The 17,647-nt window shown below is 72.3% G+C and carries 15 protein-coding genes and 2 pseudogenes; 4 read left to right on the top strand and 13 right to left on the bottom strand.

Annotation, left to right across the window (positions count from 1 at the left end):
* Nucleotides 1-22: 22 nt before the first annotated feature.
* The 4 genes and pseudogenes from recQ to GPJ59_RS20905 form a co-directional block, all read right to left on the bottom strand.
* Nucleotides 23-2,023: a DNA helicase RecQ gene (gene recQ / locus GPJ59_RS20920; RefSeq protein WP_258024687.1), complete on the bottom strand. Its 2,001-nt coding sequence runs from the start codon at nucleotides 2,021-2,023 to the stop codon at nucleotides 23-25.
* Between the two features lie 86 nt (nucleotides 2,024-2,109).
* Nucleotides 2,110-2,319 (bottom strand): annotated as a pseudogene (locus tag GPJ59_RS20915) (macro domain-containing protein); the annotation flags it as partial.
* A 68-nt stretch (nucleotides 2,320-2,387) separates the two neighbouring features.
* Nucleotides 2,388-3,131 (bottom strand): hypothetical protein, encoded by a 744-nt coding sequence (locus GPJ59_RS20910; RefSeq protein WP_219668756.1) that lies wholly within the window; start codon nucleotides 3,129-3,131, stop codon nucleotides 2,388-2,390.
* A gap of 21 nt (nucleotides 3,132-3,152) precedes the next feature.
* Nucleotides 3,153-3,689, bottom strand: coding sequence for a DUF317 domain-containing protein (locus GPJ59_RS20905; protein WP_219668755.1), 537 nt, complete (start codon nucleotides 3,687-3,689; stop codon nucleotides 3,153-3,155).
* Nucleotides 3,690-3,739: 50 nt separating this feature from the next.
* Between GPJ59_RS20905 and GPJ59_RS20900 the strand changes: the two genes are divergently transcribed.
* A complete protein-coding gene (locus tag GPJ59_RS20900) occupies nucleotides 3,740-4,306 on the top strand; it encodes a hypothetical protein (RefSeq protein ID WP_219668754.1) in 567 nt (188 codons plus the stop codon).
* A 356-nt stretch (nucleotides 4,307-4,662) separates the two neighbouring features.
* Here the strand turns inward: GPJ59_RS20900 and GPJ59_RS20895 are convergent, their stop codons facing one another.
* On the bottom strand, nucleotides 4,663-5,046 hold the full coding sequence (locus GPJ59_RS20895; RefSeq protein WP_219668753.1) for an SH3 domain-containing protein: 384 nt from the start codon (nucleotides 5,044-5,046) through the stop codon (nucleotides 4,663-4,665).
* A gap of 193 nt (nucleotides 5,047-5,239) precedes the next feature.
* On the opposite strand from GPJ59_RS20895, the gene GPJ59_RS20890 reads away from it, so the two are divergent.
* A complete protein-coding gene (locus GPJ59_RS20890; protein WP_219668752.1) occupies nucleotides 5,240-6,364 on the top strand; it encodes a helix-turn-helix domain-containing protein in 1,125 nt (374 codons plus the stop codon).
* Between the two features lie 271 nt (nucleotides 6,365-6,635).
* Nucleotides 6,636-7,082 carry a GNAT family N-acetyltransferase gene (locus GPJ59_RS20885; protein WP_219668757.1) on the top strand — a complete coding sequence of 149 codons (447 nt, stop codon included), beginning with the start codon at nucleotides 6,636-6,638 and terminating at the stop codon, nucleotides 7,080-7,082.
* A 17-nt stretch (nucleotides 7,083-7,099) separates the two neighbouring features.
* Here the strand turns inward: GPJ59_RS20885 and GPJ59_RS20880 are convergent, their stop codons facing one another.
* From GPJ59_RS20880 to GPJ59_RS20870, 3 genes are all read right to left on the bottom strand, one after another.
* Complete coding sequence (locus GPJ59_RS20880; RefSeq protein WP_219668751.1) at nucleotides 7,100-7,609, bottom strand: O-acetyl-ADP-ribose deacetylase; 510 nt, start codon at nucleotides 7,607-7,609, stop codon at nucleotides 7,100-7,102.
* The gene (locus tag GPJ59_RS20875; RefSeq protein ID WP_219668750.1) at nucleotides 7,609-9,027 is read right to left on the bottom strand and encodes a phytoene desaturase family protein; all 1,419 of its coding nucleotides are present in this window, start codon (nucleotides 9,025-9,027) and stop codon (nucleotides 7,609-7,611) included. The genes GPJ59_RS20880 and GPJ59_RS20875 overlap by 1 nt, the downstream gene beginning before the upstream one ends.
* Before the next feature lie 167 nt (nucleotides 9,028-9,194).
* Nucleotides 9,195-10,022 (bottom strand): inositol monophosphatase family protein, encoded by an 828-nt coding sequence (locus tag GPJ59_RS20870; RefSeq protein WP_219668749.1) that lies wholly within the window; start codon nucleotides 10,020-10,022, stop codon nucleotides 9,195-9,197.
* Between the two features lie 569 nt (nucleotides 10,023-10,591).
* Between GPJ59_RS20870 and GPJ59_RS20865 the strand changes: the two genes are divergently transcribed.
* Nucleotides 10,592-12,529, top strand: a complete 1,938-nt coding sequence (locus tag GPJ59_RS20865) for a sialidase family protein (protein WP_219668748.1) — start codon at nucleotides 10,592-10,594, stop codon at nucleotides 12,527-12,529.
* 85 nt (nucleotides 12,530-12,614) lie between these two features.
* Here the strand turns inward: GPJ59_RS20865 and GPJ59_RS20860 are convergent, their stop codons facing one another.
* From GPJ59_RS20860 to GPJ59_RS20840, 5 genes and pseudogenes are all read right to left on the bottom strand, one after another.
* Complete coding sequence (locus GPJ59_RS20860) at nucleotides 12,615-13,613, bottom strand: TIGR03842 family LLM class F420-dependent oxidoreductase (RefSeq protein WP_219668747.1); 999 nt, start codon at nucleotides 13,611-13,613, stop codon at nucleotides 12,615-12,617.
* Nucleotides 13,614-13,622: 9 nt separating this feature from the next.
* The gene (gene hydA / locus GPJ59_RS20855; protein WP_219668746.1) at nucleotides 13,623-15,023 is read right to left on the bottom strand and encodes a dihydropyrimidinase; all 1,401 of its coding nucleotides are present in this window, start codon (nucleotides 15,021-15,023) and stop codon (nucleotides 13,623-13,625) included.
* Nucleotides 15,024-15,079: 56 nt separating this feature from the next.
* On the bottom strand, nucleotides 15,080-16,378 hold the full coding sequence (locus tag GPJ59_RS20850; protein ID WP_219668745.1) for an aspartate aminotransferase family protein: 1,299 nt from the start codon (nucleotides 16,376-16,378) through the stop codon (nucleotides 15,080-15,082).
* Nucleotides 16,375-17,217 (bottom strand): nitrilase-related carbon-nitrogen hydrolase, encoded by an 843-nt coding sequence (locus tag GPJ59_RS20845; RefSeq protein WP_219668744.1) that lies wholly within the window; start codon nucleotides 17,215-17,217, stop codon nucleotides 16,375-16,377. The genes GPJ59_RS20850 and GPJ59_RS20845 overlap by 4 nt, the downstream gene beginning before the upstream one ends.
* A gap of 150 nt (nucleotides 17,218-17,367) precedes the next feature.
* Nucleotides 17,368-17,647 (bottom strand): annotated as a pseudogene (locus GPJ59_RS20840) (hypothetical protein); the annotation flags it as partial.

The following is a 17,647-nucleotide window of genomic DNA, read 5'->3' as shown; positions in this document are numbered from 1 at the left end:
CGTTGTCGTGGGCTCGGAAAGGTTAATAAGAGACAGCAGCAGGGCTCGGTCCGGGTGCGTCCGACGCCCGAGCCCCCTCCTCAGGAAGGGCCGCAGCCGCCTGGGCCCCGGTGCCGCCGGTGCCGCCGGTGCCGCCGGCGCCGCCGGCGCCCAGATGGCCCGCCAATGCTTCGAGCACGCCCTCGCCGTACTTGGCGAGCTTCGCCTCGCCGACGCCGCTGATCGTGCCCAGCTCGGCCACCGTCCCCGGCAGCCGCGTCGCGATCTCCCGCAGCGTCGCGTCGTGGAAGACGACGTACGCCGGCACGCCCTGCTCCCGCGCGGTCCCGGCCCGCCAGGCCCGCAGCGCCTCGAAGACCGGCACGGCGGCAGCGGGCAGGTCGACCGGCACCCGCGCGCCGCCCTTGCCCGAACGCGAGCCGGAGCCGGAGCCCGATCCCTTCCGGGAGGCCCCGCCGGCCGGCGCCGTCTCCTTGCGCAGCTGGACCGTGCGCCGGCCGCCCAGCACCTCGCCGCTGGAGTCCGTCAGCACCAGCGTCCCGTAGTCGCCCTCCACCGCGAGCAGCCCCAGCGCCAGCAGCTGGCGGACGACCCCGCGCCACTCGGCCGTGCCCAGGTCGGCGCCCACCCCGAAGACCGACAGCGCGTCGTGGTCGAACTGGATGACCTTGGCCGTCTTCTTGCCCTGGAGGATGTCGATGATCTGGCCGGCGCCGAACTTCTGGCGCCGCTCCCGCGCCAGCCGCCACACCGTGGACAGCAGCTTCTGCGCGGCGACCGTCCCGTCCCAGGACTCGGCGGGGGTCAGGCAGGTGTCGCAGTTGCCGCACGGCGTGCCGGACTGGCCGAAGTACGCCAGCAGCCGCGTCCGCCGGCAGTCCACCGTCTCGCACAGCGCGAGCATCGCTTCGAGGTGCGCGGCCAGCGACCGGCGGTAGGCCTCGTCGCCCTCGGAGCCCTCGATCATCTTGCGCTGCTGGACCACGTCCTGCAGGCCGTACGCCAGCCACGCCGTGGCCGCCTCGCCGTCGCGGCCGGCCCGGCCGGTCTCCTGGTAGTAGCCCTCGACCGACTTGGGCAGGTCGAGGTGCGCGACGAACCGCACGTCCGGCTTGTCGATGCCCATGCCGAACGCGATCGTGGCCACCACCACGACCCCGTCCTCCCGCAGGAACCGCGCCTGGTTCGCGGCGCGCGTGGCGGCGTCCATGCCCGCGTGGTACGGCACGGCGTCGATGCCCTGCTCGGCCAGGAAGGCCGCCGTCTTCTCCACCGACGAGCGGGAGAGGCAGTAGACGACGCCGGCGTCGCCGTCGTGCTCGGTCCGGATCAGCTCCAGCAGCTGCTTCTGCGGGTTGTTCTTGGGGACGATCCGGTACTGGATGTTGGGCCGGTCGAAGCTGGCGACGAAGTGCCGGGCGTCCGCGAGCCGCAGCCGCGCCGCGATCTCGGCGTGCGTCGCCTCGGTCGCGGTCGCGGTCAGCGCGATCCGCGGCACCTTCGGCCAGCGCTCGTGGAGCATGGACAGGGCCAGGTAGTCGGGCCGGAAGTCGTGGCCCCACTGGGCGACGCAGTGCGCCTCGTCGATCGCGAAGAGCGACACCTTGCCCCGGTCGAGCAGTCGCTGGGTGCCCTCCGTGCGCAGCCGCTCGGGGGCCAGGTAGAGCAGGTCCAGCTCGTCGGCGAGGAAGGCCTGCTCGACGGCCTGCCGCTCGTACGGGTCCTGCGTGGAGTTCAGGAACCCGGCCCGCACGCCCAGGGCGGTGAGCGCGTCCACCTGGTCCTGCATCAGCGCGATCAGCGGGGAGACCACCACGCCGGTGCCCTCCCTGACCAGCGCCGGGATCTGGTAGCAGAGCGACTTGCCGCCGCCGGTCGGCATCAGCACCAGGGCGTCGCCACCGCCGATGACGTGCTCGATGATCTGCTGCTGCTCACCGCGGAAGGAGTCGTACCCGAAGACTCTGCTGAGCACCTCCAGGGCGGCGGCCGGGGTCTGCGGGGGTGCGTCCGAAAGAGTCATTCCAGCAGCCTAGCGACCACCGGGGACAGTCCCGTCCCGTCACACCCGCCCTGTGGACAAACCCGACGCGGCCACGACAAGCCCGGCTAGGCCTCCGGTGCGGCCGCCGCCTCGAAGGCCTCGTAGGCCGCGGCGTCGAAGAGGACGAAGCGGACCTCCTCCACGGAGGTCTTCGCGTCGCGGACCGTCTCGATCGCGATCCGCGCCCCGTCGTCCATCGGCCAGCCGTAGATCCCGGTGGAGATCGCCGGGAAGGCGACCGTACGGGCGCCCAGTTCGTCGGCGACGCGCAGGGACGGCTGTGCCTGGGGAACGCGGTAGCGGTGGGCTGCTGCCTTGACCAGGGCATGCTGGTCTTCCAGGCTTAAGGGCGTCGATGCGGGCCAGGGCCGCGGCGGTGCCGGGCCCGTACGGGCGGCCGGCGGTCTGGGTGATGTGGGCGACGGCCTCGGCCTCGGCCAGGACCCCGTACTCGGTCGGCAGGCCGAGTGTCGCGGACGCCTTCGCGGGCGTAGCGAAGATTCTGCGAGACGGGGATGCCGTCGAGGGTGCCGTACTCGGCGAAGTCGAAGACGAGCAGGGTCGCCTGGTGGAGCAGGTCGAGGAAGTCGGTGTCGGCGGCCCGGAAGCCGGCCGGGTGACGCAGCCCGGGCGCGTCGAGGTTCGGTGCCGCACTCGTCCGGTCGTGCTGGGGTCCGCTGGAGGGGGCGGCCGGCGGGTCGATCCACATGGCGGTGAAGTCGGTGACGGCCTGCCGCAGTCCGGTGAGGTCGGCGCCCCGCCAGGGCGGTGGGCCGGACGCGTGCCAGTCGCGGATGCGGGCGTAGCCGTCGTGGCCCGGGGACTTGCCGCGTGCGGCGTCTCGGTGGGTGAAGGTGTGGTGGTCGGCGAAGGCGAGGGTCTCCACGTGGAGGGCGCCGCGTTCGGGGTGGATCACGGTCAGGCGCAGTCCGTCGTACTCCCCGTGGCGGATCGTCGGGGCGAAGTCGATGCGCAGCCGCAGTGCCGAGCCGTCGGCGAGGGCGGCGTAGTAGCGGTCACCGATGACGGTGCTGGTGGTGAAGGCCGGGTTGAGTTCGGCGAAGAACTTCTTGGCGTGCAGTGGCACGTGGGCTCCGGGGTGCGGGGGTCAGCGGCGGGCGGCGGCTGGGCGAGTGCTGGTGCTGGTGCTGGTGCTCCAGCGGGGGACGCTGGTCGTGGTGAGGGCCGGCCGTGGCCTTGTCCCGGTGCGGCGGTGTACGTCCAGCGGGGTCGGTGCCGGCGGCGGGGGCGGGACGGCCGGGGTGAGCTGGAGGTGCGGGCGCAGCAGTGAGCTGAGGAAGCTGTCCCAGCGGGCGACCGGGGCCGGGTCGGCGAGCGCGGTGGTGAAGGCGGTGACCAGTTCGGTGGGGGCCGTGTCGTTGAAGCAGACGCCCCAGGCGGGGGCGGCGAACGGGTCCTGGTAGGCGGTGATGCGCCAGATGCCGTCGTCTTCGCCTTCGGGGAGGAAGCCGAGGCGGATCTTGCGGTCCGGGGAGGCGAGGTAGAGGTTGCCGTCCTCGTGGTTGTGGCGGTCGAAGCCGAGGTCGAACAGCGGCTTCAAGACGGGGTCGGCGTTCGCGGCACTGCCGGCGAGGTAGCGGGGGGATACCCACACGTCGCCGTCGATGTCGGAGGTGTCGGCCAAGGGGCTCCAGGTCTCGGGGTTCAGACAGCGGGTGCAACGGTGATCGTGATGTGGCGGGTGACCTCATCGAGACGCTCGCGGGCCTGGCCGGGGTCGCCCGCGGTGACGACGACGAGGCCGACGCGGGCGACGTCGACATCGCCCTCGGGCGGCAGGGTGACGCGGTCGCCGTCATCGAGGATCCAGCTGGTCTGGTGCAGCCAGTCGGCTCCGGCGAGGGCAGAGTCGATGCCCCGGACGGTGACGGTGCCCGAGGTGTCGGGGTAGAGCAGGGCGATGGCCGCGGCCTGGTGCCGGGTCGGGGTGAGGTCGGGCGGCGGCCGAGGGCGAGGTCGGCAGCGGTCCGGGGCAGGTCGATGCCGGTGGCGAGCAGGACGAGCTTGCCGATCAGGTCGCCGCCGATCCGCACGTTGACCTCGACGATGCGCACCCCCGTCGCCGTGAGCCGCATCTCCACGTGCTGGATGCCGGAGGTGACGCCCAGGACGGCCACGGCGGCATGGGCGATGGGGCCGACCTGCGGCAGCAGCGGGTCGGCGGCGTCCACGCTGTGGCCGGTCTCCTCGAAGTACGGGGCGAAGCCCAGTTGCTTGCGGGTGACAGCGACCGGATGGTGACGCCCTGGTGGGTGACGCACTCGACGGAGATCTCCTCGCCGTCGAGGTACTCCTCCACCAGCACCGCTGTGGACTCCCCGCCGTGCAGCTGGGCGCCGGTACAGCGGCGGCACCAGCGGGAGCCCCTGGCTCGCCACGGACGGCACCCTGGCCGGCGTAGTGGGCGGCTACGAGGGCGGCGGCACGGTCCCGGAGATCTCGTACAGCGCGATCCTCGGCGAGACGACCGTGTCCCTGTACCGGGAGGCGGCCGCCTCGGGCGGCTGAGGCCACTGCTGCCGGCGTGGACGCGCGAGCGGCCGGCCCGGGGGTCCGGGCCGGCCGACTACGTCAGGCGATGGCGCGGTGGCCAGGGATCAGACGTAACACCTCTCGTTGGCGCCCCCGCTGGGCAGGAGATGGTCGCTGACCCACCCGTACGTCCTGTCGGTGGAGTTGTAGAGGTACGTCCAGGTCGCGGTCCTGTCGAAGTTGTATTCCCAGCAGTAGTAGACCAGGTAGTTCTGGTTGTCCGCCCAGCCCTTGATCGCGCACTGAGTGCTGGGACCGCTGCGCATGTTCGCGGCCACGCCCGCCGTCATGCGGAAGGTGCGCCCGTCGTACTTGGAGCCGGTCGAGGTGCAGGACGCCGCGGCTGCGGGCCCGGCCGTCGCGACGACGGCCGCCGGTACGGCGAGTGAAACGAGGGCCGCGGAGACGAGGCCGTACTTCGTCAGCTTGGACCTGAAGTTCGTGATCACTCTTCCTCCTGAGTGAGGGACGGAGATGCACGGCGAAGTTGGCAGGGGCCGCCGCTGTCTAGCAAGAAATCGCACCCCGGTGGGATGCTGGGACGCCGCAACGCCCGGGACCTTGGGCCTCCGTCAACCAGCTGGGACACCGCTGGGACGGAGCACTGGCGCGGCACCGCGGTGGGGACCAGGGGGGAGAGCCATGGCGTCGCAGCCTTTGGAGTTCGAAGAGTTCGCCGCCTGCTTACGGGCGCTCAAGGAACGGTCCGGCCTCAGCTACGGGGCACTCGCCCGGAAGTCCGGGATCAGCAGCTCCAGCCTGCACCGGTACTGCTCCGGCTCGTACGTCCCGCAGGACTACGGGTCGGCGCACCGGTTCGCCACGGCCTGCGGGGCGTCGCCGGAGGAACTGCGGCGCTTGCACCGCCTCTGGGCCCTGGCGGACGCCAGCCGGGAGCCCGGTCGCGACGCGGCCACGGATCAGGAGAGGGCACCGGAACTGATCCGGGACCCGGACCCGGGCCCGGACCCGGTTCCGGACCCGGGCCCGGAACCGGAACCGGAACCGGAACCGGGACCGGCCGCCGCACCCGTGCCGACCGCCGGGCCCGCCCCTCGACCGCCCGGGCGGCGCAGGAAAGCTCAGACCCTCGCCGTGATCGCGCTCGCCCTGGCGCTGGGGGCCACGGCATGGGTGGTTACCGTGTCCGGTACGAAGTCCGCATCCGGCAGCGACACGGCCGGCGGCGAGGAGCGTCTGCTGTTCTCGAAGGCCTGCACGCAGCCGGTGAGCATGGGCCAGCACGACGCCTGCGTGCGGGAGGCCCAGCGGCTGCTGGCCCGCGCCGGGGCCGGCATCGACGTCGACGGCGACTTCGGCCCGCAGACCCTTCGCCGCGTGACCGCCTTCCAGGTGCTGTCCGGCATCAGCCCCAACGGGGTGGTCGGCGACGAGACGAAGAAGGCGCTCTACTCGCCGGGGATCCGGATGGCCTCCTGGTCGCCGGAGAAGGTGCGGCAGCGCGTACGCGAGGTGTTCCACGAGGCACCCGACCGTGCGGTGGCCATCGCCGACTGCCAGTCGTTCCTCGATCCGTTCCACATCCTGCCCAACACCAACGGCTCCCGGAACTGGGGCGTTTTCCAGATTTCCGACGGCAGGCTGCGCGAACTGGGCGGCACGCCCCGCGACGCGCTGGACCCGGAATGGAACATCCAGGCCGCCCACCGCCTGTGGAGCCGGGGGAAGAACTTCGGCGACTGGCCCCACTGCGATCGCGCCTACGCCTCGCCGTCTCCCTCACCGTCCGGTTCGCCGTCCGCCTGACAGGGCGAGGCACGGCGCGCGGCCGTGACCGGACCCCCGTTCCGGTCGCGGCCGCGCCGGCCTCGGTGTCGGCCACGGCGGTCAGCAGCCTCCCGCGGGGCGGGCGCTCCGATGGTGAGGACGGCCCGGGCGGCGCAGCAGCCGGCACCGCCGTCCTCGGTCGCCTCGGGCTGGTCGAAGGGGGTGGCGAAGCCGAAGGCGTCCGGAAGCTGCTCCGGGGTATCCACGCGGATGACGCCGACGCTGCCGGCCTGGCCCGCCGGTCGCGCGCATCCACGACAGCCACAGCACCTTCGTCATCACCACCACCGCCACCGGCCGGCGGGCCGGAGTGATCAGCCTCCACCAGCGCCCCAAGCACGCACCCTCGATCGGCTACTGGATCGGCAAGTCCGCCCGCGGCCAGGGCATCGCGACCGAGGCCGTCATCCGGATCTGCCGCTGGGGCTTCGAAGACCTCGGCCTACCAGTCATCACGTGGATGGCCCGCGTCGGAAACGACGCCTCCCGCGCCGTCGCCCTCAAGGCCGGATTCCAGATGGAGGGCACCCTCCGCCTGCGCGTCACCTCACAGGGCCGCCTGCGCGACTGCTGGTCCGGATCCGACTCAGGCAAGGTGGGATCTCCACGACAGGGCTACGAGGAAAGCTGCTCAGCGAACGCCCGGTACGCCTCCTCATCGAAGAGGACAAACCTGACCTCCTCGACGTTGGCCTGATACACCGGGCCCACGGGTCAGGCCAGGGCCGCCTCGAAGGACGCGTAGGCCGGCGTGTCGAAGAGGACGAAGCGGACCTCCTCGACAGCCGTCTGCGTGGCGCGCACCGTTTCCACCGCGATACGGGCGCCGTCGGCCATTGGCCAGCCGTAGATCCCAGTCGAGATCGCCGGGAAAGCCACGGTACGCGCACCCAGTTCGTCCGCGACACGGAGCGACTCCCGGTAGCACGAAGCCAAGAGCTCCGACCGGTCCTCGTCCTGGGTAAACCGCGGGCCCACGGTGTGGATCACCCACTCGGCCGGGAGGCGGCCCGCGGTGGTGGCGACGGCCCGGCCGGTGGGCAGGCCCTTGCCGTAGTGGGAGGCGCGCAGGGCGCGGCAGGCGGCCAGGATGTCCGGGCCGCCGCGGCGGTGGATGGCGCCGTCCACGCCGCCGCCCCCGAGGAGGGAGGAGTTCGCGGCGTTGACCACGGCGTCGACCTGCTGTTCGGTGATGTCGCCCTGGACGAGCACGATGCGTACCACTACGAGGCCTTTCGCAGACGGCGCCACACGGCCTTGGCCGCGTTGTGCCCGGACATGCCGTGCACGCCGGGGCCGGGCGGGGTCGCCGAGGAGCAGAGGAAGACGGCCGGGTGGGCCGTCGTGTACGGGGACAGGGACAGCTTGGGACGCAGCAGGAGCTGCAGGCCGGCGGCGGAGCCGCAGGCGATGTCGCCGCCGATGTAGTTGGCGTTGCGGGCGGCGAGCTGCGGGGGGCCGGCCGTGGCGCGGGCCAGGACCAGGTCGCGGAAGCCCGGGGCGAAGCGCTCCAGTTGGCGTTCGACCGCGTCGGTGAGGTCGCCCTCCCAGCCCGCGGGGACATGACCGTACGCCCACAGGACGTGCTTGCCCTCGGGGGCCCGGGACGGGTCGACCAGGCTGGGCTGGGAGGTGATCAGGAAGGGGTTGCGCGGGGCGCGGCCGCCCGTGGCGAGCTGGAGGGCGGCGTCGATGTCGCGGGCGCGCGGGCCGATCTGCACGGTGCCGGCCCGGCGGGCCTCCTCGGCGGTCCACGGCACCGGCCCGGACAGCGCGTAGTCGATCTTGAACACGCCGGCCCCGTAGCGGTAGCCGTCGTACGCCCGCCCCAGCCGGGCGATCCGCGCCAGGGCCCGCGGCGAGGTGTCGAAGACGTACGCGCGGGCCGGCGGGAGGTCGTCCAGGCGCTTGACCTCGAAGTCGGTGTGGACCGTACCGCCCAGGTCGCGCAGGTAGCCGGCCAGGGCGTCGGAGATCGACTGGGACCCGCCGCGGGGCACGGGCCAGCCCACCGCGTGCGCGGCCAGCGCGAAGACCAGCCCGACCGCGCCGGTGGCGATCCCGCCGAGCGGGGCGATGACGTGGGCGACGAGCCCGGCGAACAGGGCGCGGGCCGGCTCGTCGTGGAAGCGCCGCATCAGCCAGGTCGACGGCGGCAGTCCGGCCAGCCCGAACCGGGCGAGGGTCACCGGGTCGCGGGGCAGGGCGGTGTCCGGCAGGGACATGAAGTCGCGGGCCAGCGTCTCCCATCTGCCGAGGAACGGCTGGACCAGCCGCCGGTACGCGCCCGCGTCGCGCGGCCCGAAGGAGGCCGCGGTCTCGGCGACCGAGCGGGAGAGGACGGCGGCGCGGCCGCCGTCGAAGGGGTGGGCCATCGCCAGCGGGGCGTGCAGCCACTCCAGTCCGTACCGCTTCAGCGGCATGGTGGCGAAGACGGGCGAGCCCGCGCCGAGCGGGTGCACGGCGGAGCAGGGGTCGTGCCGGAAGCCGGGCAGGGTCAGCTCCTCGGTGCGCGCTCCCCCGCCGACCGTGTCGGCTGCCTCGAAGACGGCCACCGAGAAGCCGCGCCGGGCCAGTTCGACGGCGGCCGTCAGCCCGTTGGGCCCCGCCCCCACCACGACGGCATCGAGAATCGACGGCACCTTGCGACTCCTCACGTCCGCTGGCGTACTGCCCGTGGCGTACGGCCTCCAGGATATGGCGCCCGGCGGGCCGGACCCCCGTCCATTTCCTGCCTCCTCACCGCGCGCCTTCCCGTGGCGCCGCCCTGCTACGCCTCCCCGTCACACCTCCCCGTCACGCCTCCCCTTCACGCTTCTCCGCGCAGCAGGTCGCGCACCCGCCGTACGGTCGGCTCGTCGCGGCCCACCGCGAACGGCAGCGTGTTGTCCCGGTCGATGCGGAACGGCTCCCCCGCGACCGTGCACTGCGCGCCGCCCGCCTCCGCCACCAGCAGCAGGCCGGCCGCGTGGTCCCATGCGGAGGGCCAGGTGAAGGCGAGCGCGTCCATCTCGCCGCGGGCCACCTTCAGGTACTCCAGGCCCGCCGAACCGCAGGGACGCGCGGCGACGCCCGGTACGTCGAGCCGCCCGAGGACCTGCTTGTCGTGCTCGCTCGTGTAGAGCGGGTGGGCGATGGCCACGCGCAGCTCGGCGCCCGGCTCGGGCGAACCGCTGCGGATCGCCTCGCCGTTGACGTACGCTCCCTGGCCGCGCACGGCGGTGGCCAGCTCCTCCAGCGCGGGCGCGTACGTCCACGAGGCCAGGATCTCGCCGTGCTGGGCCAGGGCGACCAGGGTGCAGAACGCCGGGTCGCCGCCGACGAACTGCCGGGTGCCGTCGACCGGGTCGACGATCCACACCGGGGCGTCGCCGCGCAGCGCCCCGTACACGCCCGGGTCGGCGTGCACGGCCTCCTCGCCGACCACGACGGACCCGGGCAGCAGCCGGGTGAGGGCGGCGGTCAGGTGCTCCTCGGCGCGCCGGTCCGCGACGGTCACCAGGTCGTGGGGTCCGCTCTTCTCGTCGACCTCGTGCTCGGCGAGCTGCCGGAACCGCGGCATGATCTCGACCGCCGCGGCCTTGCGGACGGCTTCCTCGACAGTGGACAGGTCACGGGCCAGAAAGTCTTCGATCATGTCTCCATCACACCACGCCGGTCCGACAAACCCCACCGGGATCGGTGGCCGGCAGGTGAAGAGGCGGTCTCGCATCCCGCCGCCCCCGCCGGCATCAGGCGGACGGGGCGGGCTCGGGCATGTCCTGTTCGTCGAGCACCGCCGGCTGGGCCACACCGGGTGCGGTCAGCTCGGCGGACCGCGGAAACGCGGTATGCGGACTCCCGATCGAGCGGTTATCGTTCGCTGCGGCCGCAGGCACTCTGCGACCCTTGTCCCCGCCAGGTCCTCGATGCGGTCGGCGCCGGCCCCGCCACAACCTCCGGTGGGCTCCGGCCTCTCGGCGTGCGCGACGCCCGACGGACAGCTCCGCCCGGGTCCGTCCTGGCTCCTGGAAGCCCGGCCGGCCACCAGGGGCCGTCCTCCGCAGCGCCTTCCCCACCCGGCCACAGACGCCTGGATGTCAGCGCGCCGCGCAGCGTCCCGGAAACGACGTTGCCGCCCCACCGTCAACCGGTGGCGGGGCTCTGTACGCCGCACGTCGGTACAGGACCGCGCGGCGCCACCCGTAGAAGTAGGAGACACATTTCATGCCATCTGCTCGTCAGCAACGCCCAGGTGCACGTCGCTCGGCTCCGCCCGCGTGGACGGTCGCGGCGCTGGGCCTCACCGTGCTCGGCGCCGTCGCCGTGGTTCCCTCGGTACCGTCCCCGGCGACCGCGGCGACGACCTCGGCGTCGGTGGGGTCCGAGACGTCCACACCGTTCGCCGCCCGCAGCGAGGGCTACTACTGCTTCAGGATTCCGTCCCTGGTCACCACCCGCTCCGGTGCACTCCTCGCCTTCGCGGAAGGGCGGGTCGACACCTGCAGCGACATCGGGCACAACGACATCGTGATGAAGAAGTCGACGGACGGTGGCCGGACCTGGGGGCCGTTGACCGTGGTCGCCGGTGCGAACGACGACGACGCGCACGGAAACCCCTCGCCGGTCGTCGACGCCGTGACCGGCCGGGTCTCCCTGTTGTACGCCACCAGCGACTGGAGCCAGAACCCCGACGGAACCCTCGACCGGGGGGCTCGGAGTCTGCGCGTGGCGCACAGCATCGACGAAGGAGCCGGCTGGCAGAACGGCGCCTCGCTCGCCCACCTGAAGTCCGCGGACTGGGGCTGGGTCTCCACCGGGCCCGGGCACGGCATCCAGCTCAGCCGCGGCGCGCACCATGGCCGGCTGGTCGTGACCGGTGACCACACGACCAAGGACGGCAAGGCCGGCGGGCAGCTCTACTACAGCGACGACGGCGGCCTGACCTGGGCCCTTGGCGCACGCTCCGACGTCGGCACCAGCACCGCCCACCCGGCCGAGCCGGCCGTCGTGGAGACCACCGACGGCGGCCTGTACGTGAACGCGCGGAGCTCGGCCAGGTGCAACACCAACGAGCACCGGTTGGCAGCCACCAGCTCGGACGGCGGCGCGACCTTCGCCGCGCCCTTCGCGCCCGTGCCCAACCTCGACACCGCGCCGGTCTACGGTTCACTGCTGCGCATGAGCGCCAAGGACATGGGCGGGGCCCGGGACCGCATCCTCTTCTCCGCCCCCGCCCGCCTCGGCCCCAACACACTGGAAGACCGGCGGGAGCTGGCCGTGCGCTCCTCGTACGACGAGGGAAAGACCTGGCAGACGGTAGGCACGGTGGTCACCTCGGGCCGAGCCGGCTACTCCGACCTGACGCTGTCGCCCACCGGGGCCATCGGCGTGCTCTACGAGAACGCCGGCAACATCCCGCACGGCAACGTGAGCTTCACCTCGTTCACCGAGACCCAGATGGACGCGGCGCAGCGGGAACTGCGTCTGCCGCGCACCTCGGACACCGGCCCCAACAACTACCGGAACCACGCCGTCATCCACGGCGGGGCACAGCTCACCGACCGCGGCGCCGGCAAGGCGATGGCCTTCGACGGGCAGGACGACTACCTGCGCATCGTCAACTGCTCCCCGTCGCTCCGACTGGGACAGGGCGACTTCACCGTCGCCGCGTGGTTCAAGCACTCGGCCACGTCCGGCGGGCTGCCCATCGTCTGGGGATACGGCATGGGTGACAAGGTCCGGCAGTTCTGGCTCAAGGCCGAACCGGGCAAGAACCGGCTGCGCGCCGCCATCAGCACCGGCGACGCGTACGCCGAGGTGGCGACCACGTCCTCCTACAACGACGGCAACTGGCACCACGTCGTCTTCAAGCGCCAGAACGGACAGCTGGTGCTGTCCGTCGACGGTGGGCAGGAGTTCACGGCGGCCGCTCCGGCCGGCGACATCACCCCGCCCGGCGACTTCAGCATCCACGTCGGTGCACGCCCCGACTTCCCCGATCAGCCCGTCGGAGTCACCGAACTCTTCAACGGCGGCCTCGATGACGTCCGGATCTTCGGACGGGGTCTGACCACGGACGAAGCCACCAGTGTCCGGGGCGGTGCCCTCGACGTGGCCAATGACCAGGAGCGTCTGCGGCTCGGATTCTCCACCATCTGGTAGCTCCTCTGCCGCGGACCTGCGTCGCACGGCTCGTTGAATCCGAGCTGGGAGGGCCGACTCTTCGGTCGGCCCCCGCCGCCAGGTGTCATCTCAACAACGGGATGATCTCGCTGCCGTACGCGTCGATGGTCGCCTCCCGCGCGTCGTGCATGTCGTAGACGGCGAACTGGTCGACGCCGAGGTCCCGCAGCACCCGGAGCTTGTCGATGTGGGCCGCGGGCGGGCCCAGCAGGCAGAAGCGGTCCACGATCTCGTCCGGGACGAAGTCCGTGGACGGGTTCCCGGCCCGGCCGTGGTGGCTGTAGTCGTAGCCGTGGCGGGCCTTGATGTAGTCGGTCAGCGCGTCCGGGACCAGGGAGGAGTGCTCGCCGTAGCGGGCGACCAGGTCGGCGACGTGGTTGCCGACCATGCCGCCGAACCACCGGCACTGGTCGCGCGCGTGCGCCAGGTCGTCGCCGACGTACGCCGGGGCGGCCACGCAGATCGTGATCGCGTCCGGGTCCCGGCCGGCCCGGGTGGCGGCCTCGCGGACGGACTTGACCATCCACTCCGTCAGGTACGGGTCGGCGAGCTGGAGGATGAACCCGTCGGCCTTCTCGCCGGCCAGGGCCAGCGCCTTCGGCCCGTAGGCCGCCATCCAGACCGGGAGTTTCCCGTTCTTGATCCAGGGGATGCGGACCGGGTTGCCGTCGACGAGCGCCTCGCGGCCCTCGGCGAGGTCCCGGATGACGTCGATGGCCTCGCCCAGCCGGGCCAGGGTGTTGGGCTTGCGCCCGGCGACGCGCATCGCGGAGTCGCCGCGGCCGATCCCGCAGACGGTGCGGTTGCCGTACATGTCGTTGAGGGTGGCGAAGGTGGAGGCGGTGACCTCCCACGTGCGGGTGCCGGGGTTGGTGACCATGGTCCCGACGCGGAGCTTCTGCGTGTTGGCGAGGATCTGGCTGTAGATGACGAACGGCTCCTGCCACAGCACCGCCGAGTCGAAGGTCCAGCCGTAGCGGAAGCCGTTGCGTTCGGCGCGCTTCATGAGGCTGATGACCTGGGACGCGGGCGGGTCTGTCTGCAGGACGAGACCGAAGTCCATCACGGCTCCTTACAGGTACTGGCAGGTGGAGCGGGGGATGAAGGCGCCGTGGCCGGCCCGGCCGGTGTACTGGCGCCGGTCCACGACGAGTTCGCCGCGGGAGAGGACGGTGTCGACCCGCCCGGTGATCCGCCTGCCCTCGTACGCCGAGTAGTCCACGTTCATGTGGTGGGTCTCGGCGGAGATGACCTGCTCGGCCTGCGGATCGTAGAGGACGATGTCGGCGTCGGAGCCCGGCGCGATGGTGCCCTTCTGCGGGTAGAGGCCGAACATCCGGGCCGGGGTCGCGCAGGCGATCTCGATCCAGCGGCGGCGGCTGATGTGCCCGTCCAGGACGGCCTGGTGGAGCAGGTCCATCCGGTTCTCCACCCCGGGCAGCCCGTTGGGAATCTTGGAGAAGTCGCCGCGGCCGAGTTCCTTCTGGCCGCGGAAGCAGAACGGGCAGTGGTCGGTGGAGACCACCTGGAGGTCGTTCGTCCGCAGTCCCCGCCAGAGCGCCGCCTGGTGCTCGCGCGGGCGCAGCGGGGTGGAGCAGACGTACTTGGCGCCCTGGAAGTCGGGCTCGGCGAGGTTGTCGGTGGACAGGAAGAGGTACTGCGGGCAGGTCTCGCCGAAGACGGGAAGGCCCTTGTCGCGGGCGGCGGCGAGTTCGGCGACGGCCTCCTCGGCGGAGACGTGGACGACGTACAGCGGGGAGCCGGCCACCCGCGCGAGCTGGATCGCGCGGTGCGTGGCCTCGGCCTCCAGCAGGACCTTGCGGACCTCGCCGTGGTGGCGGGGGTCGGTCTCGCCGCGGGCGAGGGCCTGTTCGACGAGGACGTCGATGGCGATGCCGTTCTCGGCGTGCAGCATGGTCAGACCGCCGTTGGCCGCGCCGCGCTGCATGGCCCGCAGGACGCGGCCGTCGTCGCTGTAGAAGACGCCGGGGTAGGCCATGAACAGTTTGAAAGAGGTGATCCCCTCCTCCACCAGCAGGTCCATCTCCTTCAGGGTGCTCTCGTTGACGTCCGAGAGGATCATGTGGAAGGCGTAGTCGATCGCGCACCTGCCGTCGGCCTTGGCGTACCAGGCGTCCAGGCCCTCCCGCAGCGAGTGGCCCACGCTCTGGACGGCGAAGTCCACGATCGTGGTGGTGCCGCCCCAGGCGGCGGCCCGGGTGCCGGTCTCGAAGGTGTCCGAGGCGGCGGTGCCGCCGAAGGGCAGCTCCATGTGGGTGTGCGCGTCGACGCCGCCCGGGATCACGTACTTGCCCGTGGCGTCGAGCGTACGGTCGGCCGTCCAGGACGCGGCCGCGGCCGAACCGTGCGCCGCGAGGGCGGCGACGCGGCCGTCCTCGACGAGGACGTCCGCGTGCAGCTCGTCGGCGGCGGTGACGACGAGCCCGCCGCGGATCAGGGTGCGGAAGGACATGGTGCGGCTCCCCAGGGTCGGTTGTGTGGCCGGGGCTGGTCGGGTGGCCGGACCGGTCAGGTGGTGGCCGTGCGGAGGGCTGCGGCCAGGATCTCGGCGCCCTCCTCCGCCTCGGCGACGGTCAGGGAGAGCGGCGGGGCGATGCGCAGCACGCTGGTGTCGTGGCCGCCGCCCTTGCCGATCAGCAGCCCGCCCTCCCGGGCGGCCTCCAGTACGGCCGCGGCCGCGTCCGGGTCGGCCCGGTCGGTGCCCGGCCGGGTGAGCTCGATCCCGGCCATCAGCCCGCGCCCGCGCACCTCGCGTACGGCGGGCACGCCCGCGCAGACCGCCCGCAGCCGCTCCAGCAGCAGGCCGCCGACGCGGCGGGCGTTGCCCTGGAGGTCGTGGTCGAGGAGATAGGCGAGGTTGGCGTTGGCCGCGGCCATGGTGACCGGCGAACCGCCGAAGGTGGAGATCGAGTTGGTGTCGATGCAGTTCATGATCTCGGCGCGGGCGACGACACCACCGACGGACATGCCGTTGCCGATGCCCTTGGCGAAGGTGAGCATGTCCGGCGGGCCGCTGCGGGCGTGCGCCTGCCAGCCCCAGAAGTACTCGCCCGTGCGGCCCCAGCCGGTCTGCACCTCGTCGCTGATCCACAGGATGCCGTGCTCGTCGAGGACCTCGCGGAAGGCCGCGTAGAGCCCGTCGGGCGGGGCGGTGAACCCGCCGACTCCCTGGATCGGCTCCGCGATCAGGGCGGCGACCTGGCTGCGCGCCTGCCCGAGCACGTCCCGCAGGTCCGCGACGGCCGCCGCGGTGAAGTCGGCGTCGCTCAGGTGCGCGAAGGGGCCGCGGCCGCGTACGGCGCCGTGCACGTAGTACGTCTGGAGCGGCGAGAGGCTGGTCGGGGACCAGCCGCAGTTGCCGGTGACGGCCACGGTGGAGAAGGACCGGCCGTGGTAGCTGTTGCGCATCGCCAGGACCTGGTTGGAGCGGCGGTACGCGGTCGCCAGCAGCAGGGCGGTGTCGTTGGCCTCGGTGCCGGAGGTGGTGAAGAAGACCCGCGGGTCGGGGATGCCGGACAGGGCCGCGATCCGCTCGGCCAGCTCGACCATCGGCCGGTTGAGGTAGAGGGTCGAGGAGTGGATGATCCGCGCGGCCTGGTCGGCGACGGCCTTGGTGACCTCGGGCAGCGCGTGCGCGGTCATGGTGGTGAGGATGCCGCCGAAGAAGTCGAGGTAGCGGTTGCCCTCGGCGTCCCAGACGTGGCGGCCCTCGCCGTGGGTGAGCTCCAGGGGGCGCTCGTAGTACAGGGCCAGCCAGTCGGGGAGGACGGCGCGGTGGCGGTGGAGGAGCAGGAGCGGATCGGTCACGGCTGTACGAGTCCTCCGTAGGCGTCGGGGCGGCGGTCGCGGTAGAAGGCCCACTGGGTGCGGACCTCGCCGATCAGGTCGAAGTCAAGGTCCCGGACCAGCAGCTCCTCCTCCTTGTCGCTGGCGAGCTCGCCGACGAACTGGCCGCGCGGGTCGACGAAGTAGCTGGTGCCGTAGAAGTCGTTGTCGCCGTACTCCTCGCGGCCGACCCGGTTGATCGCGGCGATGAAGTACTCGTTGGCGACGGCGGAGGCCGGCTGCTCCAACTGCCAGAGGTGGGCGGACAGGCCGCGGTGGGTGGCGGAGGGGTTGTAGACGAGCTGCGCGCCGGCCAGGCCCAACGCACGCCAGCCCTCCGGGAAGTGGCGGTCGTAGCAGATGTAGACGCCGACCTTGCCGACGGCGGTGTCGAAGACCGGCCAGCCGAGGTTGCCCGGGCGGAAGTAGTACTTCTCCCAGAAGCCCTTGACCTGCGGGATGTGGTGCTTGCGGTACTTGCCGAGGTAGCTGCCGTCGGCGTCGATCACGGCGGCGGTGTTGTAGTAGAAGCCCTGGCTCTCGACCTCGAAGACCGGTACGACGATCACCATGCCGGTCTCGCGGGCGAGGTCCTGCATCCGGCGCACGGTCGGCCCGTCGGGCACCGGCTCGGCCCAGCGGTAGTGCTCGGGTTCCTGGACCTGGCAGAAGTAGGGGGCGTTGAACACCTCCTGGAACCCGATGATCTGCGCGCCCTGGGCGGCGGCTCTGCGGGCGTGCTCCTCGTGTTTGGCGATCATCGATTCGGTGTCGCCGGTCCAGGTGGCCTGGACCAGTGCGGCGCGGACGATGTGGGCCATGAGCTGCTCCTTGCGACGGGACGCCGGCCTCTACGCACGTAGACGGAATGCGTAGGTACGAGACCGTAAGCCCCGTCACACTTCGGGGCAAGACCACCGCGCACGGTTGGCCCAATCGATCAAGTTCCCGCCTTCGTCGGTCGGTTGCGTTCAGGCCTTGACCACGCGGAGCGCATGCCGGAGGTCGCGGTGGCGTACGTCGGACACGGCGGCCGCCGCGCTCAGCAGGCGCGGGGTGAACCACTGCGGGGCCCGGCGGGCCAGCCGGGCCGCCTCCTCGGGGGTGCGGACCCGGACGAAGGCGTTCAGCAGCGCGTCGGCCTCGCGCTCCCGGCCGGCGGAGGCGAGCGCGAGGGCGGCGTCGGCGATCTCGTCGGCGGGCCGGGCCACGCCCTGGCGCAGGAGCCGGACGCAGTCGTCGGTGCGGCCC

The sequence above is a fragment of the Streptomyces bambusae genome, from assembly GCF_019400985.1.
In the GTDB taxonomy this organism is placed as follows: Bacteria; Actinomycetota; Actinomycetes; order Streptomycetales; family Streptomycetaceae; genus Streptomyces; species Streptomyces bambusae_A.
This window is presented reverse-complemented; position numbering and strand designations above follow the sequence as displayed.